The organism is Paenibacillus lactis, from assembly GCF_017873605.1.
In the GTDB taxonomy this organism is placed as follows: domain Bacteria; phylum Bacillota; class Bacilli; order Paenibacillales; family Paenibacillaceae; genus Paenibacillus_AQ; species Paenibacillus_AQ lactis.
This window is the reverse complement of the sequence record NZ_JAGGKI010000015.1, coordinates 40,109-64,807: the sequence shown is the minus strand read 5'-3', so window position 1 is coordinate 64,807 and position 24,699 is coordinate 40,109. Positions and strand designations below refer to the sequence as shown.

Below are 24,699 nucleotides of genomic sequence, written 5' to 3'. Positions count from 1 at the left end.
TCGTCATGCTTGTTGCGGAAATCAGGATTCCGTGGAAATATTCCATGTCACCCCGTACTTGTCCGTCAATATGCCATATGCCGGGCTCCAGAACGTTTCCTGCAGCGGCATGCCAATCTTCCCGCCTTCCTGCAAAGCTTCAAAAATTCGCTTCGAATGATCTGCCGATTGCGAGATGATGCAAATCTGAACCTGATTGCTCGATTGTACGGGCTGGCCCGGGAACGTGTCCGAGAACATGAGCTCGCTGCCGCCCACCTTCAGCAGTGCATGGGATATGCGGTCCTTGGCGCTTTCAGGCAGCGGAAAATCAGGGTTTGCCGGCATTTCGCCAAATGTCTGAATCATCACGGTCTCGGCTCCCAGTACCTGCTCATAAAAACGGATCGCTTCCTTCGCATTTCCATCCAGGATAATGTATGGATTCAAACGCAGTGTCATGGTGGACCCACCTACCTTTTTTCAATGTACGTATCGACTTTCATTATCGCCAAATCCTTGCCGTTTTAGCAACGGGGGCAAAACTGGTTTATATTCCCTACAATGTGCTTGGTTCAAATGCTCTCTTCAGCAGCGGGAACAGGCTTTGGTTTGCCGTAGAGCACGGTGAAATCCACCGTGACTTCCAGTTCCCTCGGAAGGTTATCCGACATTTTCAACTCCGGGGAAGCACCCCATGCCAATGGCGTCATCTGTACCAGAAGAGAGCTCTCCTCGGGGCTCAGTCTCTTGCGGTATCGAATTTCTTTGGTTTCGATGAGCTCAAAGTAACGGCTGAACAGCCCGATCGTATGGCCGCTCGAATCGCGCTCCCTGCTCTTCCTGCCATATAACAGCTCACGAAGCTCCTGCAAATACGACTTCCCTGGAATGACCTTAATCAGCACGCCATCTTCCTTCAGCAATCTTCCGAACTCAGCATAGTTGGAAGGCGACAATATATTCACGATAGCATCAAACTGACGGTCAGCAAACGGGCTGTTCGCCAGATCGGCTACGCACCATACCAGGTCCGGCGAAGCCTTGGAAGCCAGCAGGATCCCTTCTTTGGCAATATCGATACCGGTTCCTAAATAGCGCTTGCGGCCAGGCCTTTCCTCCAAATTGCTAATAATTGACCGAAGGTGGGAGCCTTCGCCGCACCCGGCATCCAGTAAAGTCTGAATCTCGGAATGCGATTCCCGCCTGCGGATCAATAGATCACATACATATTCGATCAGCGGATCGAAGAAACCGCTGTTACTGATCATGCTGCGCGAAACAAACAATGATTTATCATACTTGCTCTTCGAAGGACGCGGCAGCAAATTGACATATCCATGCTTCGAAATATCGAAGCAATGGCCGTTGCTGCAGTCCAGGCTGGACAGCCGGTTGACGCGCATCGAACTTTTGCAGATCGGACAGCGAAACAGCTGCTCTTGGGAAGCAACCAAACTTGCTTTGGTTAATGCCTCCTCTGAATTATAACGGGACATTTCGTTTCCACCCTTTCCATTCGATTAGTCGATGAATAAAGGTGCAGCAAAATAAACCCTTGTCCCATAATTTTCAAAAAATTGGACCGGGCCTATCTCTAAATCTGCACCTCTGATTATCGCAACCGAATGTAATAGATCATAACGAAGCCTCCCTTAATTTAAAGAGGACAAAATTGCCCTATAGCCAATTCTATCACAATTGGAGAGCGGATAGAATCTAAACAACAAATTAGCAAAACGGATCAAAAAATGAGGGCTCCGCTTCTGCTATCATGATGAAATCGTTATATAACGAATTGGCAGTTACGTGGATGGACAAGCTCATGCATGATTATTATTTTTAACAAAATGACATATATATATTGCATAATGACATCTATAGCTGTAGAATACGGATAAGTAATAAACGCACGAACTTGTCTTTTACTAGAAAGGAGCCGTACACAAATGAATTGGTTTAAAAAGAAAGCAGTCGATGACGAACGTATCGTCAACCTGAAAAACAGCATTTATAAAGAGGCCTATATTCTGATCATGCTGATCTGCAGCGTTTCGGCCGTAATCAAAACCTGGTTTTTACCGGACCGCGGATCCGTTCTGACCGAAATGCTGGTCATCCTGGGAGGCAGCTTGTACTTTAGCATCCGAAGCGTGGCGATGGGGATATACTCCGATGAGGTGGAGGTACATGACCAGCGCAACAAAATGTCGTTTAGCCGGCGCACGGCGATTTCCGGACTGGCCATCGGCTTGATCCTCGCCCTCATCTTAGGGATACGAAGCGCCGTCGTATATGGGGATGGCAGCAGTCAGACCGCTTGGAAGTATTTCCTTTCCGTATTCCTGTTTTCGCTAATCTTCTACATCCCGCTATTTGCTGGAACGATGACGGCCATTCACCATTTCGCGAATCGAGTGAGCCGAAAAATATCGCAAAATGACCAACTGGACTCATAAGAAGGGAGACAAGGTGATTTTGCATGAAAAATATCAAGCTGAAAATGGCCCGGGTGGAAAAGGATCTCTCGCAGGAAGAATTGGCCCGGATCGTCGGGGTATCGAGACAAACGATCGGATTGATCGAGCTCGGCAAATACAACCCTTCACTCAGCCTCTGCATTGCCATATGCAAGGCGCTGTCCCGTACGCTGGACGACCTGTTCTGGGATGAATGAGTTATGGGGAAACCCGTACATTCGTCAAGACATTCATGACTTTTGAAAGGAGGGGATGCCGCGACTATTAAAGCCGTAAACTGCCGTGCTTCGGCCCTTTGAACCGTCGATCGAATGAACGACTTGAATAAACCAAAGACCAAGGAGTGAACTCTTTCGAAATGACACTACATAAGACAAGAAAAGCTTTTACCGCGCTAATGCTGGCGACTGTCCTGCTTGGAGGCACAGCGTCTTATGCGGGGAGCGCTCAAGCAGCCGCCCCTGACACCATTCAGGGGAAGGTGACGGAAATCCGGCCAGCCCGAACCCATGAAGAGAAAATTGCCGAATGGGAGGCCTGGGCTGCGGATCATGCTTATAAGCTTGATACGATTCAGCCGGTTGGCCCGGACGGCAAGCCGGACTCGTTTCAAGATCTGGAAATGCTGAAGCCGCTCCTGCATGACAAACGTTTCGTGTTCCTTGGTGAGAGCTCCCACGGCGTAGCCGAATTCAATCTCGCCAAGACGCGCTTGATCCAATTCCTCCATCAGGAGATGGGATACAACGTATTGGCATTCGAGAGCGGGCTGGCTCCTGCCTCCATCGCATACGGAAAAGTCAGCGGCCGCAGCGCTGAGCAGACGATGAAAGATTCGATTTTCGGCGTCTGGTGGTCCAAAGAAACGCTGCCGTTGTTCGATTACATCAAAGCGTCGCATAACAGCGAACAACCGCTTGTACTGACCGGGTTCGACATGCAGCTCCAGTTCCCCCTCCTTGACGGAGGATGGCTGAAGGATAAAGCTCTCGCGAAGCGGCTTGCGGATGCCGACAAAAAGCTGTCCGACTATTCGGTAGCTACGGACGCAGCCGCATACCGCAAAGAGAAAAAACATCTGATCAGCGTGTACAAGGAAGCTCAGGAAGCATTGAAAACCGAGGCGAATCAGGCCCATATCAAGCAGCTCTACCCTGACAATCCGAAGCTTTCCCTCCTTCTGGAGAGAGCTCTAGGCGACCGAATCCGGGTAGCGGAGGAATATGTGGAGCTGTCCATCGAATCCACTGCTGCCTTGGAAAAAGGGGACTATATGCCGTTCCTGGAAACGATGGAATGGCGGGATCAGGCAATGCACGATAATCTCATGTGGCTTGCCACCGAGGCATATCCTACGGAAAAATTCATCGTCTGGGGACATAACGATCACATCCGCAAGGCCCAGACCGAAGTGATGGGCTCCCCGTACCCGGTTAAACTGATGGGCGAGATGCTGTCGGACGAGGTGAAAAAATACAGCTATGTAATCGGTCTTTATCCGGCCAGCGGCAAAACCGCCGACAATACGGGTGCCGTCCATGACGTGCTGCCGCCGGAGCCGGGATCGGTCGAATCGATTCTAGCGGCATCGGGAGCTCCATATACCTTCATGGATCTTCGCTATCGCAGCCATGAATCCGGAAACTCCTGGATGTTTGAACCCCGCTTCGCGTACAGCTGGGGCATGATTCCCGAGAGCCTGATCGCCCGGGATCAATACGACGGCATATTGTTGATCGATGACGTGAATCCGCCCCAATATCTGAGATCGACCGCTTCATCCAAAGCTTCAACACAGGACGAGTAAAAGAAATCGGCATTTTTGTATAATCTTATTCCAACACGACATCCCTTAGAGTCTGGTTTAAAGCATGACGCATGCCGGATTCTGAGGGATTTTTGTTACCTCCCCGGTCTGAACCAATGCAAAAGAACACCGCCCGAACCTATGGACGGTGTCCCAAGATCATCTTCACAGCTGCTGTGTAATTAATACAAATCAAACATGCTCACTTCATAGCCTTGGGCTTTGAGGTAATTGAACATTTGAGCCCGGTGATGCTGGGCATGCGTCACGACCTCGATCAGCCATTTGGCTTGTGCCGAGCCATGCTCCAAGTAGAATGGCGTCGTCTTTTTATGCAAAAAGTCATCATCCGACAGGCCGTCCATATACGATTTCAAGTCGGCCAGCCCCTTGTTCATCCATGCGATCAGCTTGTCCTTGTCGCCGCCGTCTGCAGCGATGGCCCCTTCAAGCTGGCGCACCTCTTCTTCAGGCTTCTCCCGCATGATCAACAGATCGGCTCCGGGAACCGACACCAGATGATGGACGAGCTCCAGGAGCGATCGCATATTGGAGGCAGGACGGTAATCCCAATCCTTGTCCGAAATTTTCATGATGAGATTGGAGGAGGTTTTCACGATATGCTCCAGCTCCTCAAACAGCAATTGCTTCATTTCAACCAGTTGACTCATGGGCGTTCACTCCTGCTTTTTAGTTTGAATGATAATGGAAAGAGATTCAGCGACAGGAAGGCGCAGCCGTGGCATCGCTTTTTCCGGCAACCGCAGGCCGTTATGGTTATCATTACTCAGTAGCGTCCTGCGCGCTATGTTGTATCATTTTCCATTCTGCTCTCTCTAGGGTTATGATACAAGTATAGGCTATAATAGTGACAACTATTGTCATAGTCATTCAAAAAAACGGAGCTGATCCCATGTCGAAATCCAAGCGGCTGATCGAACTGATGATGACCGTCAATCGGATGCGAAAGTTTACGGTGAAGGAGCTGGCCGACCAATTCGGTGTTTCGGCCCGTACGATCCTGCGGGACCTGCAAGAGCTTAGCGAGCTTGGCGTCCCGCTATACTCGGAGGTAGGTCCGCATGGCGGCTACCAAGTGCTAAGAGAACGCATCCTTCCGCCGATCGCGTTTAGCGAGGAGGAAGCGGTCGCGATGTTTTTTGCCAGCCACGCCCTTCGCCATTATTTGTTCCTTCCCTTCGAAGCCGAGTCGTCCGCAGCGCTCCAGAAATTTTATTATTACATGCCGGGCGATGTGCGTGACCGGATTGACGAGATGAAGAACCGGGTCGATTTTCTAACCCATACCCGGAAGCAGAAGGCGGCATTCCTGGGGGTATTGCTGGATGCAGCCGTGGAGCAGCGGGTCGTCAGCATCCAATATGAGACCAAGCAGGGCCTGTCGGAGCGAAGCATCCAGCCTGTCGGCATTTATGCCAGCAACGGCTTCTGGTACTGTCCCGCTTACTGCTTTATGCGCGGGGACTTTCGGTTGTTCCGCTGCGACCGCATGCATTCCGCCGCCTTCGACGAGAGCGGGGTAGAACCGCTGGATCACCGCTATATTCATCTGGGAAACTGGAGAGAATTCGCGGCGGAAAAAGCCGTCTATGTCCGAATGATTGCCGAACTGACGAGAGAGGGCGTACAGCGGTGTGAGGCTGAATTATGCCCCGTCCCCCGGATCGACGTGAAGCCCGATGGAAGCGGCCGGCTCGATCAGGAAGTGCCTACAAGTGAAATGCGCTATTTCGCGAAGTTTTTCCTCGGGCTGGGTAACGAGGCTGTCGTGCTGGAGCCCAAGGAGCTCGTGGACAGCATAAGAGATATTCTGAGAGAGCTTACGGAGAAGTATGGGCAGGGTGTATAAGTGTAAAAGTTCGTTTATTTATGATATTTTCCGTTGATTGCTGTAATTGTTTTTCATTAAGGATGCTTATATATTTAAGCTTAGCAAAGGAAATATCCAGTAACCGCGCTGAACCCTAAGGAGCGTATTGCCTTTGAGCAGATCCAGTCGAAGGAAGACGATGTTTGCACTTCTTATCGCTGCCATTTCCGTTTCTCTACTAGTAACCTTGGTTTTTGTTAGCAAGCCCGCCAATGAACCGCAAACCTTTGAGGTTCATGTAGAAAGCGACTATGCGGTCAATGGGAATATTCCCGGCATCGTTGAGCGTTCCGAGTACATTGTACGGGGGCGATATATAAAGCCGGTCGAGACATGGGAAATGGCTCCCGGATACGTAAGCGAGATTTATACTTTTGACGTAGAGGAGCAGCTGCTGGGCGATTTGGACGGACAGATTCAAATTGCGATTCCAAAGTATGAGGTGGTTCAATATCCGCTGGAGGAGCAGGTAATTGAAGCTAAAATTCAGCTGCCCTATTTCGATGCCATCCGATTAGAGGAAAATTATGTGCTGTTCCTGACAAAATCGCAGCTTAGGGACGTGCTGTTCCCTGCAAGCGTTCCGTTCCAAGTACGCCTGGATACCGAGGGGAAAAGCCATCTTGACTATAATGCTCTAGCCGTGGAGGAAACGATGAGCGCTAATGGAGACCGGATTACATTCCGGCGTGATTTCACAGATATACAAGCCATTGATGAAATCTCGGGACTACCCGCCGAAGATTTATATGAGCAGATCGGCACGGCAGTCAAGCAAGCTGAAAGTGACCCCAAGCGTTAATCAGGCAAGGAGCCCTTCCATCCCGGAAGGGCTCCCCTGTATTAGAATATCAGCCATTCATGCTTGGAACCGCGGCTGCCGCCAGCGGGATTTCAGGAGCTCGCCTGATACACCGGCACGCCTCCAAGTACGGTCTCGACAATACGGATCTTTCCTCCATTCCGCTCGAACATGACGAAATCCGCCCGCGCTCCTTTAGTAAGCCCGTACAGCTTCTCCCGTCCGATTGCTCTGGCCGGCGCGCTGGAAGCCATGTCCCAGGCCTCGGCAAATGAGCATAGACCCGATGCAGCAAGCCGCTGAACGGCATCGGCCAGCATCATTGCTGATCCAGCGAGCAGCTCAGGCTTTCGTGCCAGATGGAGCCTTCCTTCGGGGGTCAGCACCACCTCGCCGCCGATATGCGTTCGGTAGCTTCCCGGTGCCATGCCGCTTAAATAGACGGCATCGCTGACCAGCAGCGCTTTCCCCGCTTTGGCCCGGAGAAGCACCTTAATGACCGAATCGGGCACATGATAACCGTCGGCGATGAAGCCGCACCACAGCTCATCCAATGCCAGCTGCTCCCACAGATAATTCGGGTGCCGCGGCAGCGTCAGATGCGCGCCGTTGCCAAAGTGGGTGGACATGCTTGCTCCGGCCAGTGCGGCCTGGCGAATCTGCTCCGGCGTAGCCGCCGTATGCCCGATGGAAACGATGATGCCGCTCTGCACGCAGCGGCGGATCATCTCCGGTGCTTCCGGCCACTCCGGCGACAGGGTCAGGATGCGAATCCGGGAGCCGGAGGCATCCTGCCACCGCTGCAGCAGTTCCCAATCGGGCGGCCTGATATACCGTTCATCATGGGCTCCGCGCGGCCCTTCCTCCGGCGAAAGGAAAGGGCCCTCCAGATGAATTCCGCCGATGCTCTTCCCTGTCAGCGCTTCCTCCCGGCAGGCTTGATCGATGGCGCTTACAAGCTCTTCGATCTCCCGGTCGCCGTTCGTAATGACGGTCGGGTAATACGTCGTTACCCCCGTCTCCCACAAACGGCGCGTCAGCCGAATGACGGATTCGCTTGTCAGCGGGAGCGAGTTAAGGTCAATCCCGTACCCGCCGTTCAACTGAAGGTCGATCAGTCCCGGCGCGATCCAAACCTCTCCGTCGCCGCCGCGAACCGAATGCTCGCCGTAGGTGGCCAAAGCCTCGCCGCCATCGCTGCCAGCTTCAGCTGACGCCGCCCCTGAAATTTTGCTGTCTATGCCGTCTGCAGACATCTCTTCTATTCGGCCAACGCCATCTTCTGTAAATATCTCTGTAATGCGACCTTCGCTACTTATGGTAATTCGAATCCGTTCGCCGGTTGCGTAATGAAGGCCGTCGCGGACAAGCGCCTTACTAGTCATGGAGACCTTCCCCATAGGCGTCCCGGTCAAGATACAGCGTGCAGTCCGGATGACGCCTTAGAATACTGGCCGGGCAAGCCTCGCTAATATCACCGGTTAACGTTCTCCCCACGGCGTGCCGCTTTCTTGCTCCAGGAACGATGCAAAACAGCTGCGTCCCCGACATAAGCGCCGGTATCGTCAGCGTAAGCGCCCGCTTGGGGACATCATCCAGGCTGGCAAAGCAGCCGTCATTCACCTGCTGCAGGCGGCATGTTTCGTCCAGCTCGACAGGCTTCACGAGCGCCGGATCGTCAAAATCGGCAACCGGCGGATCATTAAAGGCAATATGCCCATTCTCGCCGATGCCGAGAACCACGATATCGATCGGCGCTTCAGCCAGGAGGCGGCCATACCGCTGACACTCCGTATCCGGATCATTCAAGCCGTCGAGCAGATGCACGGCTCCGGGGGAAACCCGGTCAAACAGCTTCTCGGACAAAAAGGTGCCGAACCGCTGCGGTGCAGCTTGCGGAAGCCCGATATATTCATCCATATGAAAGGCCGTCACCCGGCTCCAGTCCAGCCCCTCGGAACGGACCAGCTCCTCCAGGCATTCATTCTGGGAAGGAGCCGCGGCGAACACCATCCGGATACGTTCCTTTGCGGCCAGCAATTCCTGCATCGCAGCGCGGATATCGGCCGCCGCCGCCATTCCCATCGCTTCGCGGCTGTCATAGATGCGGACCTTGAGCCGGTCCTTCACCTGCGTATTCACGAGCCCGAAAGATTGATCGTGCATATCCCCACCTCCTTCATCTGTGCACTTCCCTAGCTTGGAAGACTTCTCCCATTATGGCTAATTCCCCTGCATGCAAGAACCTGCTCAGAACATGCATTTCCCGGCATGCTGAGTCTTCCCCTATACTCCAGCTGATCCGGTTCGTTCCTTCTATATTGCAGGTGCCTTCTCTCCGATGCTGATGTCTTTACGCTGTCGCGATGCCTCATAGGTGCCAAGGATGATCTCCAGCGAATGGATGCCCTCCGTTCCCGGCACGATCGGCTGCCGCCCTTCGCGGATCGCTCTCGCCAGATCTTCGATCTGCATGCGGTGCCCGTCCGGGATGATGCGGAAAGCCTCAAATTCAGGCAGCGTCACGTCCTCGCCATCGATTTGCAGAGACACGATATCGTCTTCTTCAATCACCAGTTCACCCCGCTCGCCGCGAATCGCCAGCCGCTGTCCCTTGGCGTTCCTGGCCGTCGTCGTAATCTCAAGAATGCCCAGGGCTCCGCTGGCAAATTCCAGCGCCGCCGTCACCGTATCCTCCACCTCGATGCTGCGCAGCACCGCCTTGGCTTTGGCCGATAGGGAAGTCACCGGGCCGGCAAGCCACTGCAGCAGATCCACCGTGTGAATGCCCTGATTCATCATCGCACCGCCGCCGTCCATCGCCCAGGTTCCGCGCCAACCAGCGCTGTCATAATAAGCCTGGTCCCGATACAGCATCACATAGGCCGAGCACAGGCTGAGCTTGCCAAGACGTCCCTCCTGGATCAGCTGCCGGGCGTAATTCGCCTGCGGGGACATCCTTCTTGGAAAAACCGTCGCAAGCCGCACCCCGGCCTCATGGCAAGCCTCAATCATACGCTCGGCATCCTCCAGCCGGATTGCCATCGGCTTCTCCACCAGCACGTGCTTGCCCGCCTTCGCGGCGAGCACCGTCTGGTCCGCATGCAGTCCGCTCGGCGTGCAGATACATACCGCTTCCACGTCGGGGCGGGCCAGCAGCTCCTCTAAGCTCCCGCAGACGTCCCCTCCGTACTTCTCCACGAATGCTGCAGCCGACTCAGGCTTCGTATCGAACACGGCTGCCAGCTCCGCTTCATCCGTGCTTTCGATGCACTGTGCATGAATATCCGCAATAATTCCACAGCCAATGATGCCGAATCGTATCGGTCTTTGTTCCATTCGAATACACCCCGCTCTATCGATATTGGTTGTGCCCGGTTTCCAGCGTGCTTCGGACGATGACACGGGCGGCTTCGTCTGCTTCAATCGTGCCCTCCGAGGCTTTATAAATATCACGGTGGGAGATCTGTCCAGATCCTCCCCGTATGCGGTCCAGGAAATCCTGTGCCAGCAGCTTCGGCGGAGCCTCCAGCTCGAGCGGCCGAAGCTGTTCCGCATCCGTTAAGAGCACCGTTTCCCGGCTCTGCAGCAGCGGATCGCCCTCCAGCCGGATCTCTGCCGTGCCGATCGTGCCGGTGATGAAGATCCGGCCGTCCCCCCAGGTCCAGCTGCCCGCCGGCGTGTGCCAATCGGCATACAGCTCTGCGGTGATGCCGCCCTCCATGACCGCATGGACGGCTGCCGTGTCGTAGAAGCTCGGGTGCTCCGGCAGAATGCTTTTGGCCATATAACCGGATACCGCCTCCACTTCCCTGCCGGTCAGCCAGCGCAGCAGATCAAAATCGTGAACGAGGAGGTCGTTGATGATGCCGCCCGATTTCTGCTTGTCAAAATGCCATGCCGGACGGTTAGCGGGGTTCAGCCGGTGCGGCTTCCGCATCGAGATGTGGACAATCTCCCCCAGCTCCCCGGCCATAACCAGTTTCCGTGCCGTATGCAGCGAAGGGCGAAAGCGTTCGGTGAGCATCATGCCGATCTCAATCCTTCCCCGCCCCATCACCGCCTGCAGACGGCGGAGACCCTCGCGGCTCGTTACCGCCGGCTTGTCGATCATTACATGCTTCCCGTAGCTCTCACACAGCTCGATCACATCGATCTTCTCGTTGTTGACCGCCGCACAGCCGATGATGCCAACATCGTCATCTTCCAGCAGAGACCTCCGATCCAACGAGATCGCAAGGCCGAACCTTTCTGCCATCTCGCGGGCAAGTTTCGTGTTATCCGGTTCGTAAACACCGGCACATGGATACCCGAGCCGCTGCATCTCTTCGATAAACATGCCGATGTGGGCGTGCTGACATCCGATAATGCCATATTTGATTCGATCCGTCATTCCTTACACCTCCACAGCCCGAAGCCATGTTCGCAGCATCTTCATATCCCAGGCCAGCCGCTCGATCGGCGGGTACGGAGCCGCGCATTCCAGCGTAAGCCAGCCGTCATAGCCGCTTTCCTTAAGCCCGCGGAGCAAACCGCCGTGGTCGACCTCGCCTTCGCCGAGACGGCACTGCAGAAAGCTTTCCTCTCCGTGCCGGGTCAAATTTTTAAACGTTCCCGGAGCCCCGGCGCTCGCGATCCGCTTCTCATCCTTGATATGGACGTGGAACAGCCGGCTTCCGAGCCGCCTGACCGATTCCTCGCCGTACCCGGTATCCGTAATGTACATATTGCCGGCATCGTGAATGAATCCGACATTGTCCCGGCCGACCAGATCCGACAGGTGAAGCGCACCGGCGACTGTCTCCACCAGCGAGAGATTGTGGATTTCCAGCGCGATCCGCTTCCCCGCCTTCCTCGCTTCGTCCGCGCAGCGCCGGATCCAATAGGCCGCCTTCTCATAGTGCTCCGGCTCGGCCAGAAAAGCGTTCGGCCCCCCGGGGAACACCCGGATCATATCCGACTCCAGCAGCACGGAGCACTCCAGCAGCTCCATGAAGCGGTCGTATTCCGCTGCGCAAGCCTCAGCTTGAGCTGTTGAGAAATGACCCATGTAGCCTGCCAAGGCGGGGATCGCAAGGCCGTGATCCTCGGCGGCGCTCTTGATTTCCCGGACCTGCATAAGCGGCATGTCCGGATGCAGATGCGGCTCCCGGCAGGCAATTTCGATGCCGTCAAAACCAAGCGAAGCACTGACCGCCATCGCTTCCTTCAAATCGTAATCGATCAGCGAACCGCTGAACGCAGCTATCCTCATTGTAGATCCTTCCCTTCCGGCGGCCGCCGCCAAAGGCAATGCCTCTGGCGGGACCGTTATTTGATTCCGGCCATATTGTGATTCTGCACGAAATATTTTTCCGCGAACAGGAACACCAGCAGAATCGGCACCAGACTGACCAGCGCCGCGGCAATCATCAGCTGCTCATTTCCCGTCCATTGTCCGGACAGCGACAGAATCCCGATCGGCAGCGTGTATTTCTCATTGGATGTCAAGTAAATGACCGGCGTCAAAATTTCATTCCACTTGCCCATGAAGGTGAAGATCGCCAGCGTCGCCAGCGTAGGCCTGGCCATCGGGATAAAGATCCGCCAGTAAATCTGAAACGGATTGCAGCCCTCCATCTTCGCCGCTTCCTCGTACTCTTTAGGTATATTCATGAAAGCTTGCCGCATGAGAAATATTCCGAACGGCTGTGCCAGCCACTCAATCACCCACAAGGGAGTCAGCGTATCCAGCATGTTCAGCTCATTAAAAATCATAAAGTGCGGAATGATGATCACGACCGCGGGAATCATCATCGTGCCGAGCACCATGACGAACAGCGCGCTTTTCAGCGGAAAACGGAGCCGGGCGAACGCATACCCTACCATCGAGCACGACAGCAGCGCCCCCGCAACCGACAAGCCCGCCACGATCACGCTGTTCATCGTATAGCCGCCGATATTTCCGAGCTTAAATACAGCCGCATAGTTCGACCATTGGAATACTTCGGGGATCCATCGGGGCGGAACGGTCGTGTATTCCCGATAGGTCTTGAGCGAGTTCATCAATGCCGTCGCGAACGGCACCAGCATCACAAGCGAGCTTATCCCGATCAACAGGTAAGCAATGCTTCGTCCTAGCAGCTTATACTTCATGCGAGCCCCTCCTTCCTGCACCAGCTGACTGCCTGACGATCCTCGCCGAGGAGGCCGAACCAAGGAACTCCACGGCTCGAAGCCCCATAACCCTTTTCTTTCCCTCCGTAAAATATACCCTTCCACCGCAAACCAATCGCCGAAGCATCTTCCGTATTGACACACAAGATTTCCTTTGTCATTCGTAATGCACCCACTTCTTCTGGCCCCGCAGCTGGATCAGCGTCAGCAGGAACAGGATCATGAACAGCACCCACGCAATCGCGGAAGCATAGCCCATCCGCATAAACGTGAAGCCTTCGCGGTACAGATACAGCATGAGCACCAGACTGGAATGGTTCGGTCCTCCGGCCGCGCTGATATCCCCTCTTCCCGTCAGGACGTAGATCTGCTCAAATGCCTGGAAGGTAGAGATCGTGCTCATGATCAAGACAAGGAAGGTGGTTGGCGAGATCAAAGGAATCGTAATGTACCGGAATTTGCGGAGCGCCCCCGCCCCGTCGATCTCGGACGCCTCATACAAGTCGCCTGGAACGCTCTGTAAGCCGGCCAAATAAATGACCATGATGTAGCCGATCCCCTTCCATACCGCGATCATCACGAGGAGCGGGATTGTCAGCTTCGGGTCCTGCAGCCAGCCTTGACCGGCGAGGCCCAGCTTCTGCAGCAGCATGTTCGCCAGACCGAAGCGCGGATTGAATACCGCGTCCGCGACATACAGAATGACGGTCCAGGAAGAGATGACCGGTATAAAATGCGCCATGCGGAACCATTTCAGCCCCTTCAGGCGCTGATTCAGAGCAACCGCCAGCACCAGGGCCAGGAAGGTCTGGAGCGGCACGAACAGCACGGTGAAATAGAGCGTGTTCCACAGCGAACGCCAGAACATCGGATCGTCCGCCATCCGGCGGAAATTATCGAGCCCCGTCCACTCAGGCGGGTTCAGCATGTCGTAATCGGAGAAGCTGAAGTACAGCGATGCCGCGAGCGGCCCCGCCACAAACACGATGAAGTGGAGAATATAGGGGGATGCCATCAGCAGCCCCCATCGTCCTTCATGATCCCAGGTCCGTTTTCGGGCGGGTTTGCCGTGCGGTAGAAGCTCGGCTTTTGGCTTTGTCTTATCGATCAGCGTGTTGTCCATAGTCGCTCCCGCCTTTCTTGAGCAGATCTTGCATTATTTTTTATAAAAATCGTCCAGCACCGCTTGAACCGCCGCATCGGCATCGCTCAATGCCTGATCAATCGTCGCGTCTCCCAGGAATGCCCGCTCCGCGTTCTCGTTGAATTTGCCGACCCATTCCTCCCATACGGCGTTATTGTCCAGCGTCTGCGCGAATTCAAGGCTGTCGAGGAACGCCTTGCGGTTCGCCGGCTGCTCGCCCGCTTTCAGGAACACATCCGACTGCGCAACGGATTTCTTGACCGGCACCGCTTCGCCAAGCTCCGTCCACTGCTTCTGCACCTCGTCCTCGGTCGCCCAGTATTTGATCCATTCCCAGGCGGCTTCCGCTTTCTCGTCACTCGACTTCTGGTTGATGACCCAGGAGTTCGCGATCACCGGAGATACCCGTTTACCGTCGGGACCCTTCGGCAGCAGGGTCACGTCATAGTTCAGCCCAGCCTCGTTCGCCGCCTGCACCCTTGCGTAAATGCCGATCCGCATCGCTGCCGATCCGCTCGGGAATACGGCCGTATTGCTCTGGAAGCTCTTCAAATCCACCGGGTCCGTAATAATCCCGCGCTGCATGCCGTCTACCATCCATTCAAAAGCCTGTTTGTTCTCCGGCGTGTTGACGATCGAATTCTCGGCCTTCTCGTCGAGAACTCCGCCGCCATACGACTTCATTACCGAGAACCAGCCCTCGGTAATACTGAAGAACGTCAGGCCGAATTGATTGACGCTTGCCGGATCGAAGCCGGCATCCTCGGCCGTTTTCCCTGCAGCATCGACCGTCAGCTTGGCTGCCGTCGCCTTCAGATCCTCCCAGGTCCAATCCTCGGAAGGATAATCGACGCCTGCCTTATCGAACAGATCCTTGTTGTAGAACAGCACGCCGACCTGGATGCCCTGGGGCACGCCCCAATAACGGCCCTCGGCGTCCTTGTTGAAATCCAGACCGTAATATTCCTCGGCCTTCAGATCGCGGACGATCCAGTCCGTCAGATCTTTAGCCGCGCCGCGCTGCGCGTATTTCATCACATAGACGCCGTCCGAGAGCCATACGTCCGGTGCCTGACCGGCCGCAATCTGGGTGTCGAGCTTCTGATAGAACTGGCCGTACGGCGCGCTCTGCGTCTTCACCTTAATATTCGGATGCTGCTCCTCGAACCGGTCGATCAGCTCCTTCATCTTGGTGTCGGAGCTGTCGCTGGAGTAGTAGCCCAGCAAAATCTCTACCTGCTTCCCGCCATCTTCTTCCTTGGGAGGAGAGGCTGCTCCGCCATCCTGTTGACCGCCTCCGCTGCAACCGCTTGCAAACACGGTTACAAGCAGCAAAGCGGCAAGCCAGCTGTACAAGCCTTTTCTTTTTTTCACGATCGATTAACCCCCTGTCTTCATATTCGTATGGATTACTAGCATTGTAATGAATATCCCGGCGGCGGCCCATGTGCTTTCTTGACTGACTTGTGTATTCTTGCTCCCGACTGCTGTTCTTTTATTTACAACTTGTGTTTTTTTGCTACAATGTTCCTTACAATCCACACTCCATAACTGAAGGAAGGCGGATCCATAGATGAACAAGCAGCGGATGTCCTTTGGCAATCTGACCATCAACCAGCGACTGTTCGTATTGATTATTGTATTCATCGGTCTTCCATTCTTTCTGCTTGGCAGCTTCTGGTACCAGTCCTCCACCGAAGCCATCGAGAAGTTTGCCGTCGACACGAATAAACGCATCATCGAGCAGACCAACGTGTCGCTAGATTCTTATATCAACAATCTGGAGAATTCTACGTATCCTTTCATCCATAATCCGCAGATTCAACAATTTCTGTCGGCCCAGCCCTTAACTCCCTACCAGTACTTCCAGCTCGCCAAGAAGGTCGAAGACGATCTGTTCGCCCAGATGATCTACGGCCGATCCGATATCATCGGCATCTCGCTGGTTGCCAGCAACAAACGGCAGATCACCGATTACGAACAGGCTCCCGGACTGCTCAATATGACGGATATCCGCAAACGCAACTTGTCCTATCTCTCCCGGATGGATCAGCTGAGCGACTTTCAGATCCTAGGGCTAAGCAAGGTTGGACCCACACCGTCCCTGACGATTGCCCGGAAGCTCTATGACAACTCGTCCTTTCTGTACAAGGGCCTGCTGGTCGTTGATCTCAATCTGCAGCAGATCGGAGCGATCTGCACCAATGATTCCCTGGGCAGCTTCAACGTCTGGATTATGGGAAGCGAAGGGCAAATCATCTATCATCCCGATTCCAGCCTCATCGGAACCGAGGTCGAAGAAAGTCTGCTGAGACGCTTGGAGAGCCGCAGCAGCTCCTCCTTCTTTCGCCACCAGGATCCGGCCTCTCCGGCAGAAAAGATGGTGATCCATGAGCAATCGCGGATGGCCGGCTGGACCGTCGTTGCCGATCTTCCGCTGAGCAGCCTGATCGGCAATCTGATCACGCAGCGAAATTATTCTTTGGCGGCAGCGGCCGTACTCATCGGCATCTCGCTGGCTCTTGTTGGGGGCTTTTCCTTGTCGTTGACACGGCCGCTTGTGATGCTGCAGAAGCTGATGGCCCGTGTGGAGAAGGGTGACTTTGTTCTGCCTGCCAAGACGCATTCATTCCGGAACAATGAAATGCGCGCCGTTTTCCATAGCTTTTACCGAATGACGGATGAGCTCAAGCGTCTGATCCGGGAGGTTCATACCTCGCAGCTTAAGGAGCGCGAGCTGATCATCAAACAGAAGGAATCGGCGCTGCGGTCGATGCAATCCCACATCAACCCGCATTTTCTGTACAATTCCTTGGAAATCATCAACTCTTACGCCATCGCGGACAATCATATGGAGATCAGCCGCATGACGCGCGCGCTTGCCCATATGTTCCGTTACAATATTAGCCACGCCGGATCCATCGTCCTGCTCCGGGATGAAATTGCCCATATCCAGGCCTATCTGGAGCTTCAGCAAGCCCGCTTCCGCAAGCTTGAAGTCGAGCTGGATGTCGATGAACGCTTTGTCACCCGGGTCCAGGCCGTCAGGCTGACGCTGCAGCCGATCGTCGAGAATGTGTTCATTCACGGATATCGCGGCAGGAAGCCTCGGTATATCGGCATCAGCGCGCGGGCCGAGAGCAGCTGCTTCGTCATCGTCATCCGCGATGAAGGCAACGGCATGCCGCCGGAGAAGCTGGCCCGGATTCAGCGGGCACTGCAATCGGCGGTGTATCCGGGAGGAGATCTGCATGCCGAGGAACCACAAGGGGAAGCTACGAGCGGCATCGGCCTCATGAACGTTCATGAGCGGCTCGCGCTTACCTTCGGCTCCGGATATGGGCTGCAGCTGATCCATTCGGCGCCGGACGAAGGAACCATCTTCGAAATCCGTCTTCCCTATACTGCTGACGAGGAGGCTTCGGCATGTACAAATTGATGATCATCGATGACGAATATGCGATTCATTTGAGCCTAAGAAAACTGACAGAGATGTCGGGTCTTGGGATTGAAGTGGTGGCTGAAGCGGAGGATGGCGCCGAAGCGCTGAAATTGATGGATGAGACCTCGCCCGATATTATCGTGACGGATATTTGCATGCCCGAAATGGATGGACTGGAGTTCATCCGCAGGGTTAGAGAGAGCCGCAAGCATACGTTTATCCTGATTCTGTCGGGTCACGACAATTTCGAGTATGCCCGGCAGGCGATGCGCTGCGGGGTATCCGATTTTCTGCTGAAGCCGATCGATCCTGCCCAGTTCCATGCGGCGCTGGTGAAGGCCTGCGAAGAGCTGGATCGCCGGGTGGAGCGCTTCTCCCGTCAGACCGCTTGGACGCTTGCCCAGCAGCGGTCGAAGGCACAGCTCGTCGACCTGCTCTGGTCGGCGCAGGAGCGCGAAGCCTTGGCGCTCGCCGGCGACATGATCGCCCATTTCGAAACAGGCGGACCGGCAGATGTCAGTTTGCCGCGCTATGTTCGAATGCTTATGCAGGAATTGCTGCTAATGCTGGAGGAGCGTGGATTAAAGCTGCCGGACGGGGAGCTTAGGAACGGCATGCACACCCCGGACATCGCTCAGGACGTTGACAAGGAAGCCTGTCGACAGCGTCTTCTTAAGAGCATAAGCGAGACCATCTGTTGGATAAAAGGCATGCGGAATCTCGGCGCGCATCACAATATCGTGAAAGCCAAGCGTTATATCGAGGAGAATTATGCGGCGGAGGATCTGTCCTTGCAGGAGGTGGCCGACTCGCTCGGGATGTCGGTGACCTACTTAAGCCGGACCTTCAAGAACGAGACCAGTATGAATTTCGTCAAGTATGTAACGCAGGTACGGATGGAGAAAGCGAAGGAGCTACTCGCACAAGGCGGCTTGTCTGCGCAGGAGGCCGCATATCGCGTCGGGTACTCGGACTATGTCCACTTCAGCAAAACGTTTAAAAAGGTGCATGGCCTTACCCCGTCGGAATTCCGAAAGCAGAGCAAGACCATGACGCAGGGCCCGGCCCGATAAAGCAGGGATAAATATTTTCGCTAAGCTCCGGCCCATGCTGCTGCCCGCTCCAGCAGTCCGCTCACAAATGCATGCTTCTGATCCGAGTAGGATAACAAGGTCTGCGCATCGCGTTCAAGAATGTGCTCCTTCATGTCGCTGTAGCGCTGCGCTTCCTCGGGATGCTCCCTCAAATAATCGCGGAGCAGCAGGTTGTTGTTCCAAAGCTCCCCTCGATATTGAACGACGTGCACATTGTAATCATGGAGGCCTCTTTGGCGAAAATATCGCCTTCCGGGAATACCGGCTTCGCCCAGATGCTCGTATCCGATGCCGTTCAGACGCCGGATGATCTCATCCGCTGCAGCGGACGGGTCCTCTACACCCACCAATATATCGATGATCGGCTTGGCGGTCATTCCCGGCACGGATGTGCTTCCGAAATGCTCGATGGCCTTCGTTAACTCGCCGACGGAACGCAGCAGGCGCTCACGCTCCGACAGGTACAATTCCCTCCAGCTCTCGTCATAAGGTTCAAGGTGGACCGGTTCATCGATCTGCATCGTCATTCCCCCAATCAGGCGCTTCGTCCCCTTTCGCTCGTGCGGCGCGGGCACGAAGCGGGAAATGTCGGCGGGTAAGCAGTCCAAGAAGCTGCCCGCCGACACATTACCATATCATGCCTCATTGGCGTTGCGGCGGGCAAGTGAATGTTTAGCGCGCCAGCTGCTTGACCCCGGCCTGGATATGCTCTGCATAACGTTCTGCCTGCTCCCGGAACTGATGAGGCGTTAACCGGTCCGCATCATACATGGCATAGGGCGGAAGGAACTCCCCCTTGCAGTGCGTCAACGTGGCCTGAATCGGCCGCAGCAGCTCACTAATCGTAAACCGATTGTCACCGCCTGCACGGAACCCGTTCTCCGAGCCGCCTGCCGTTATTGCAACCATAAACTCCTTATCCTTCAGATGATTGCCGTCCGGCCCGTATGCCCAGCCGCGTACCAATACATCATCGAACCATTTTTTCAAAAGCGGCGGGCAGCTGTACCAATAGAACGGAAACTGGAATACGATCCGCTCGTATCCGAGCAGGCGCTCCTGCTCCCGCTTTACATCAATATGCCAATTCGGATATTCCTTATACAGATCGTGGACATGCACATTTTCGATTCCTTGGATTGCATCAAGCAGTGCCCGGTTCGCGCGGGAATTCTCCAATTTCGGGTGAGCAGCAACAACCAATATATTCATGCGTTCTCTCTCCATTCGGTTTGATGTTGTAGACACCCTCATTATCGTTCCGACCGGGATGTTTGAAAAGTACGCTCTTTTTTCGTACATGGTCAGGTTTTTCGTACCTTGCGGGGTGCTCCGCATGATCGATAAACAAAAGATGGCGGCTCACGGATAACATCCGAAGCAGCACCATCTCTTGTTTTGATATGCTTTTTGATTGTGGGGCTGTCATCAAGCAGCGGATTTACTTATGGGCCAGCCCCTTTACAATGCAAAATTTAAAGTTTTAGCCGTTAGCCCTTTCAAAATACATTCAGGCATCCCCTCTATTACTCGCTCAGCATAGCAACGATCAAGTGAACGGATTCAGCCCGGGTCGCAGGCTGGTGCGGGGCAAACATGCCGCCTCCTCTTCCTTGAATCAGCTTCGCGTCGTAAGCTGCAGCCAAATACGGCTTAGCCCAAGCAGGGATTAACTCTGCATCGGCAAAGGGAACGCTCGCCGTGGAATCCAATGGCACCCCCTTCGCTCTTGCGATCATGACAGCCATCTCGAGTCGGGTAATTTCCTGCGACGGCCGGAAGGTATGATCCCTATACCCTTGAATGATTCCGGCCTTGACGGCCCCGGCCACATACGGTCTGGCCCAGACAGGTATCCGGTCCATATCCTCGAGGTCTGCTGCTGCCTCCTGCTGATCCAAATCCAAGGCCCTGCCCAACAACACGGCAAACTCCGCACGAGTAATGTTGGCGTTCGGCCGGAAGGTCTTATCCGCATATCCCCGAATCCATCCTAGCTCAACAGCTTTCCGGATCGCAGACTCGGCCCAGTGTCCATGAAGATCGGTAAGGCTTACCAATGGCTTCGGAGGGGAAGGTTTCACAACCTCTTCCTCGTCATTTCCCTCCGCATCCTTGTCGTCTTCCTGTCCCCCCGTATTCGGCACAGACGGGCCTGGAACAGGCGCCGATGGACCGCCAGAGCCGCCGCCAGAGCCCGGATCGACGACGGCCTTCGCTGTCGTTACGGATACTGCAGGACCGTCGGTGCTCCATTGTCCATTCGAATCGCCGGCTTCAATCTTGAATGTGTATGGCGTATTCGGTCTTAATCCGGCAGCCTCGTACCGGTATACGGATCCGGTCACGGTCACTCGTTCTGCACCATTTTGATAGATTATAAACTTATCCACCTGATCGGCTTTAATGGTACCGGACCAATGCAGGGTGACGCTCGATGGCGATACTTTCTCCGCTACGAGTCTCCCTTCCGTCCAGCTAGGCGGCGCTTCACTGCCTGGAATAACGCTTGCCTTGAATTCGGCGACAGCCGCAATTAAAGCCGTAACGGCTGCTTGAATTTCTCCTTGCGTGACATCCTCGCGTTCCATGACGGCTTCAGCAGCCTCAATGGCTAAATAAAGCTTCTGCTTTGCTCCCAGCGGATATTCCCCCGGCGCACTTCCTTCCACAGCCTCGGCGTAGACCGCTCTCGCAACCGTAATGGCTTCATTCAATTCACGCTTATCCGCCGGTACGGACGGATCGACGATCACCGAGGATTGGAATGCCTTTACCGCCTCCTGAAGTGCGATCACAGCCGCGTCGATCTCCGATTGCGTTACATCCGCTTTACTCAGCGCCTGTTCGGCAGCTTCGATCGCCTCATACAAGCGAAGCTTCGAGCCTTCAGGATACTGGCCCGGTCCATCTCCTTCTACTGCAGAGTCATAGACGCTCTGCGCAACGGTGATGGCCTGCTCTAATGCCGCCTTATCCGCTTTAGGCTTCACGGACAAAGTAAGCGGAGCCGCAGACTTGGTGATCTTCTCATCGGTTAGAGCGTACTTGATGTTATCGAAAGCGAAGATGCGGCCATTCGCCGAATCCCACAAAAAGCCGAGTACGATCCGGTCAAAATCTTTTATGGCACTCGTCGTTTTTACCAATTGCCCGTCAATGTACATCTTTAAATCTGTGCCTGAAGTGTAGTCCCATTTCAACTCATGCCAGCCCTTGCTGCGTTTCACTTGGGTTGCCTCCCAAGCGGTTGAGGAGCTGCTTGCCCGTACGGAATAATAATCCTGCGACCCATAGCTACTGCCATCGTAAAGCACGCCCATTCCTGCGAGCAAAGTGGTTCTCGCGTTGCCGACATGGGCTACAACCCGCGTGTTTCCGGATTTGGAGCCGTCATCGTACATCATGATCGTTACAATTCCTTGCTGCTTGGTCCCGAACAGCTTCTGGATCGCATTGCTGCCGTTCCCGGTAACAAACAGCGCACTGCGCTCGCCTTGATAGGCGACTTTATCGGAGATCGCTCCTGTCGTAATCTCGGTTCCGGTCTCCGGTATGAAGTCCCCCCACCCGGCTTCAAAGCTCTGGGAGTATTGAAGATCCTGATATTCCTGTACCTCGGCCTTAACCTCGACGGAATCCATGCCGGAAAGGTCGCCGATTGCAGTCAAAATGCCGGTGTCCGGATCAATGTTGAACGATTTCGGATCCGCCTCATATCGAACGCGATAATAAGGCGCATGCTCCATCACAACTCCGTCCTCGGTTATGCCGTCCATTCGCAGCTGAACGGATGGATTGGATTCGGATAACTCGAGTGAATCCGCAGCGACCTGATATGATTCAATGCTTGATGCAGCATGCACGGTTACATGGGCCTCGGCATAGATAGCCGGATGAACCGTGCTTTCAGCCCGGATGATGGCTTCACCGGGACGAACGGGGGTAATAAACCCATTCGGACTTACCGCTGCGACCTGGCTGTCGCTGCTTGACCACTTGACTCCTTTGAACCAGGTGTCCTTCGGTTCGAACTGGGCGGTTAACGTTTTGCCTGCCTGCTGCGCGTACAGGTCCAGTTTCTCATGATTTAAACTCATCGATACGGGCAAGACCTCGGGAACCTGATGATCCGGTTCGTCGTTCGAATATTCGTGAGCGCCGATATCAATGGAGCCATCCGTTATCGGGTTGTTGAAGAAATCCTTATCTGCCGGAGCCCACACAGAAGGAGTGAGATTCCGAATATCCGTCCCTGCATTAATAGCCGGCGATCCCGGTAATAGCTTATATCCATTCAATTGCTCAACATCGAAAAAACCGGCTCCTGCATCAATAATATCCTTCGGCTCTTCGCCGGGTCTGGCCAATTTCGGGCTTTCGAAGATATTATCTTCTACAGCTGCACCAGGAAAGTCGGTATCTTTGATATTCGTCCCGGGATAGAACACATTATGCTTGATCTCACCGCCGGAAAACGTGCTTGCCCCCATCGGCGTATCCGCTTTCGTATAAAAAATATTATTATACAATTTGGCGTATTTACCGGAGGCATTAAAGATTTTGGTCGAAATATTCGCATCCGTGAAGAACGTATTGTTATGAATAAGCGGCGCGTACGCTTCCCTTGTCGGCAAATAATGCAGCAAATATCTGCCGTCGCCATCGTTTACGCTGATATTATACCGGGCGACGGAATTGGTGGAGCCGTCCATAAAAAGAATAAAGCCGCCTCGATTACTGTGACTGTAGTTGTATTGATACAACGTCCCCTCACAGAACATATCGACGTCAAAGGCTTGACCGTCATTGTACCCGTAGATGCCGCCATATACTTCGTTGAATTGCATCACCATATCCTTGACGCCGATGACCCAAAGACCGGCATAATTGACATTCCCCACGTTCTTTGCGGAATGCTTGACTACGGTGTTGTACTCCATTCTTCCATTCGTGCCGACATTGCTCATGACAAAGCCATCGCCTTGAACCTCTTCCACGTAGTTATTTCTGAAAATAATATTTTCAAAAACCCTTGGGAAGTTGGCTTTGACATCGCCTTCCTTATACAGCCCGGCGTTACGGATGCCTTCGATATCCACCCGCTTTACAATATTGCCTTCAACCAGAACATCCGAAATATTGCCAAGGATCAGGATGCCTCCGCTGCCGATCTTCCACCCCTTCGGATTCCCGTCCACATCATGGATATAGTTATTCTTGATGACGATTCCCTTATGGGGGTTCGCCTCCCATTCCGTTACCGTGGTGGAAGCCGTACGAATATTGATGCCTGCGCGCTGGGAAACGACGTTCGGGTTGTAGTTGGTCAGCTCAAAGTTGGAAAACTCGAGATAGCTTCCGTCCACGACATCGATGGTGGCTGACATCGTCTTGTCGGCTACCCCTTTATAATTAAGTATGATCTTTGAAATTTCCGTTGTGGTTGTTCCATTTCCGTTAATTACAGGACGGCCGAGTTGCTCGATATCACCATAGCTGCTGAATACGATTGGAGCATCTTCGGTACCCGAGATACCCCGAAGCTTAAGCGAGCCATTCCATACGTCCCCTGCTTTGAATAAGACACGGTCACCCGGAGCAAATTTCATGCTGTTTACTTTCTCAAGGCTTGCCCACGCATGATCTTCCGACCTTCCGTCATTCGCATCATTCCCGTCTACACTGACATAATAGGTTGTGCCGACAGCTGCTTGAGGTACCGCAGCATCCGTTAGGGCATGAACCGCTTCATCATTATAGTTAGCGGCTGCATTGGCCTGCCCCCCTGTTAAACCGGTTGTTGCCAGGGAGAACCCTAACAGCATGCTGAGACAAACGGCAAACAGCCTTCGAATCGGCTTTATTTTACCAAGCTTCATTTTTTAACACCCTCCTGTTCCT

The 24,699-nt window shown here is 54.1% G+C and carries 21 protein-coding genes; 7 read left to right on the top strand and 14 right to left on the bottom strand.

The window, feature by feature from the left end:
- Positions 1 to 21: 21 nt before the first annotated feature.
- Both J2Z18_RS23065 and J2Z18_RS23060 read right to left on the bottom strand, forming a co-directional pair.
- The gene (locus tag J2Z18_RS23065; protein ID WP_210095430.1) at positions 22 to 441 is read right to left on the bottom strand and encodes a VOC family protein; all 420 of its coding nucleotides are present in this window, start codon (positions 439 to 441) and stop codon (positions 22 to 24) included.
- A 113-nt stretch (positions 442 to 554) separates the two neighbouring features.
- Positions 555 to 1,478 carry a putative RNA methyltransferase gene (locus J2Z18_RS23060; protein WP_210095429.1) on the bottom strand — a complete coding sequence of 308 codons (924 nt, stop codon included), beginning with the start codon at positions 1,476 to 1,478 and terminating at the stop codon, positions 555 to 557.
- Positions 1,479 to 1,928: 450 nt separating this feature from the next.
- On the opposite strand from J2Z18_RS23060, the gene J2Z18_RS23055 reads away from it, so the two are divergent.
- From J2Z18_RS23055 to J2Z18_RS23045, 3 genes are all read left to right on the top strand, one after another.
- On the top strand, positions 1,929 to 2,438 hold the full coding sequence (locus tag J2Z18_RS23055) for a DUF6773 family protein (protein WP_007131545.1): 510 nt from the start codon (positions 1,929 to 1,931) through the stop codon (positions 2,436 to 2,438).
- Positions 2,439 to 2,461: 23 nt separating this feature from the next.
- Positions 2,462 to 2,656 (top strand): helix-turn-helix transcriptional regulator, encoded by a 195-nt coding sequence (locus J2Z18_RS23050; RefSeq protein WP_007131544.1) that lies wholly within the window; start codon positions 2,462 to 2,464, stop codon positions 2,654 to 2,656.
- Positions 2,657 to 2,817: 161 nt separating this feature from the next.
- The gene (locus J2Z18_RS23045) at positions 2,818 to 4,266 is read left to right on the top strand and encodes an erythromycin esterase family protein (protein WP_007131543.1); all 1,449 of its coding nucleotides are present in this window, start codon (positions 2,818 to 2,820) and stop codon (positions 4,264 to 4,266) included.
- A 182-nt stretch (positions 4,267 to 4,448) separates the two neighbouring features.
- Here J2Z18_RS23045 and J2Z18_RS23040 read toward each other — a convergent pair whose 3' ends face one another.
- Entirely contained in the window at positions 4,449 to 4,937 is a 489-nt protein-coding gene (locus tag J2Z18_RS23040; protein WP_007131542.1) for a DinB family protein, read from the bottom strand.
- A 242-nt stretch (positions 4,938 to 5,179) separates the two neighbouring features.
- Between J2Z18_RS23040 and J2Z18_RS23035 the strand changes: the two genes are divergently transcribed.
- Complete coding sequence (locus tag J2Z18_RS23035; RefSeq protein WP_007131541.1) at positions 5,180 to 6,136, top strand: helix-turn-helix transcriptional regulator; 957 nt, start codon at positions 5,180 to 5,182, stop codon at positions 6,134 to 6,136.
- 133 nt (positions 6,137 to 6,269) lie between these two features.
- Positions 6,270 to 6,959, top strand: coding sequence for a hypothetical protein (locus J2Z18_RS23030; protein WP_138919351.1), 690 nt, complete (start codon positions 6,270 to 6,272; stop codon positions 6,957 to 6,959).
- Between the two features lie 92 nt (positions 6,960 to 7,051).
- Here J2Z18_RS23030 and J2Z18_RS23025 read toward each other — a convergent pair whose 3' ends face one another.
- The 8 genes from J2Z18_RS23025 to J2Z18_RS22990 all read right to left on the bottom strand — a co-directional run bounded on the left by J2Z18_RS23025 (position 7,052) and on the right by J2Z18_RS22990 (position 15,633).
- Positions 7,052 to 8,344: an N-acetylglucosamine-6-phosphate deacetylase gene (locus J2Z18_RS23025; RefSeq protein WP_050954067.1), complete on the bottom strand. Its 1,293-nt coding sequence runs from the start codon at positions 8,342 to 8,344 to the stop codon at positions 7,052 to 7,054.
- Positions 8,337 to 9,125: a glucosamine-6-phosphate deaminase gene (locus J2Z18_RS23020; protein WP_007131538.1), complete on the bottom strand. Its 789-nt coding sequence runs from the start codon at positions 9,123 to 9,125 to the stop codon at positions 8,337 to 8,339. The genes J2Z18_RS23025 and J2Z18_RS23020 overlap by 8 nt, the downstream gene beginning before the upstream one ends.
- A 150-nt stretch (positions 9,126 to 9,275) precedes the next feature.
- Positions 9,276 to 10,298 carry a Gfo/Idh/MocA family protein gene (locus tag J2Z18_RS23015; RefSeq protein WP_007131537.1) on the bottom strand — a complete coding sequence of 341 codons (1,023 nt, stop codon included), beginning with the start codon at positions 10,296 to 10,298 and terminating at the stop codon, positions 9,276 to 9,278.
- Positions 10,299 to 10,314: 16 nt separating this feature from the next.
- On the bottom strand, positions 10,315 to 11,352 hold the full coding sequence (locus J2Z18_RS23010; RefSeq protein ID WP_007131536.1) for a Gfo/Idh/MocA family protein: 1,038 nt from the start codon (positions 11,350 to 11,352) through the stop codon (positions 10,315 to 10,317).
- 3 nt (positions 11,353 to 11,355) lie between these two features.
- On the bottom strand, positions 11,356 to 12,213 hold the full coding sequence (locus J2Z18_RS23005) for a sugar phosphate isomerase/epimerase family protein (RefSeq protein ID WP_007131535.1): 858 nt from the start codon (positions 12,211 to 12,213) through the stop codon (positions 11,356 to 11,358).
- A 56-nt stretch (positions 12,214 to 12,269) separates the two neighbouring features.
- Positions 12,270 to 13,094 (bottom strand): carbohydrate ABC transporter permease, encoded by an 825-nt coding sequence (locus J2Z18_RS23000; RefSeq protein WP_007131534.1) that lies wholly within the window; start codon positions 13,092 to 13,094, stop codon positions 12,270 to 12,272.
- A 178-nt stretch (positions 13,095 to 13,272) separates the two neighbouring features.
- Positions 13,273 to 14,238, bottom strand: coding sequence for a carbohydrate ABC transporter permease (locus tag J2Z18_RS22995; RefSeq protein WP_007131533.1), 966 nt, complete (start codon positions 14,236 to 14,238; stop codon positions 13,273 to 13,275).
- Positions 14,239 to 14,271: 33 nt separating this feature from the next.
- Entirely contained in the window at positions 14,272 to 15,633 is a 1,362-nt protein-coding gene (locus J2Z18_RS22990; protein WP_007131532.1) for an ABC transporter substrate-binding protein, read from the bottom strand.
- A 199-nt stretch (positions 15,634 to 15,832) separates the two neighbouring features.
- Here J2Z18_RS22990 and J2Z18_RS22985 point away from each other — a divergent pair, with 199 nt between their 5' ends.
- Positions 15,833 to 17,698: a sensor histidine kinase gene (locus tag J2Z18_RS22985; RefSeq protein WP_007131531.1), complete on the top strand. Its 1,866-nt coding sequence runs from the start codon at positions 15,833 to 15,835 to the stop codon at positions 17,696 to 17,698.
- Positions 17,686 to 18,774, top strand: coding sequence for a response regulator transcription factor (locus J2Z18_RS22980; RefSeq protein ID WP_210095428.1), 1,089 nt, complete (start codon positions 17,686 to 17,688; stop codon positions 18,772 to 18,774). Before J2Z18_RS22985 ends, J2Z18_RS22980 begins: the two co-directional genes overlap by 13 nt.
- Positions 18,775 to 18,794: 20 nt before the next feature.
- On the opposite strand, the gene J2Z18_RS22975 is transcribed toward J2Z18_RS22980, so the two are convergent.
- From J2Z18_RS22975 to J2Z18_RS22965, 3 genes are all read right to left on the bottom strand, one after another.
- A complete protein-coding gene (locus tag J2Z18_RS22975) occupies positions 18,795 to 19,403 on the bottom strand; it encodes a GrpB family protein (RefSeq protein ID WP_007131529.1) in 609 nt (202 codons plus the stop codon).
- Positions 19,404 to 19,467: 64 nt separating this feature from the next.
- Positions 19,468 to 20,007, bottom strand: coding sequence for an NAD(P)H-dependent oxidoreductase (locus J2Z18_RS22970; RefSeq protein ID WP_210095427.1), 540 nt, complete (start codon positions 20,005 to 20,007; stop codon positions 19,468 to 19,470).
- Between the two features lie 314 nt (positions 20,008 to 20,321).
- Positions 20,322 to 24,677: an S-layer homology domain-containing protein gene (locus J2Z18_RS22965; protein WP_210095426.1), complete on the bottom strand. Its 4,356-nt coding sequence runs from the start codon at positions 24,675 to 24,677 to the stop codon at positions 20,322 to 20,324.
- Positions 24,678 to 24,699: the final 22 nt, after the last annotated feature.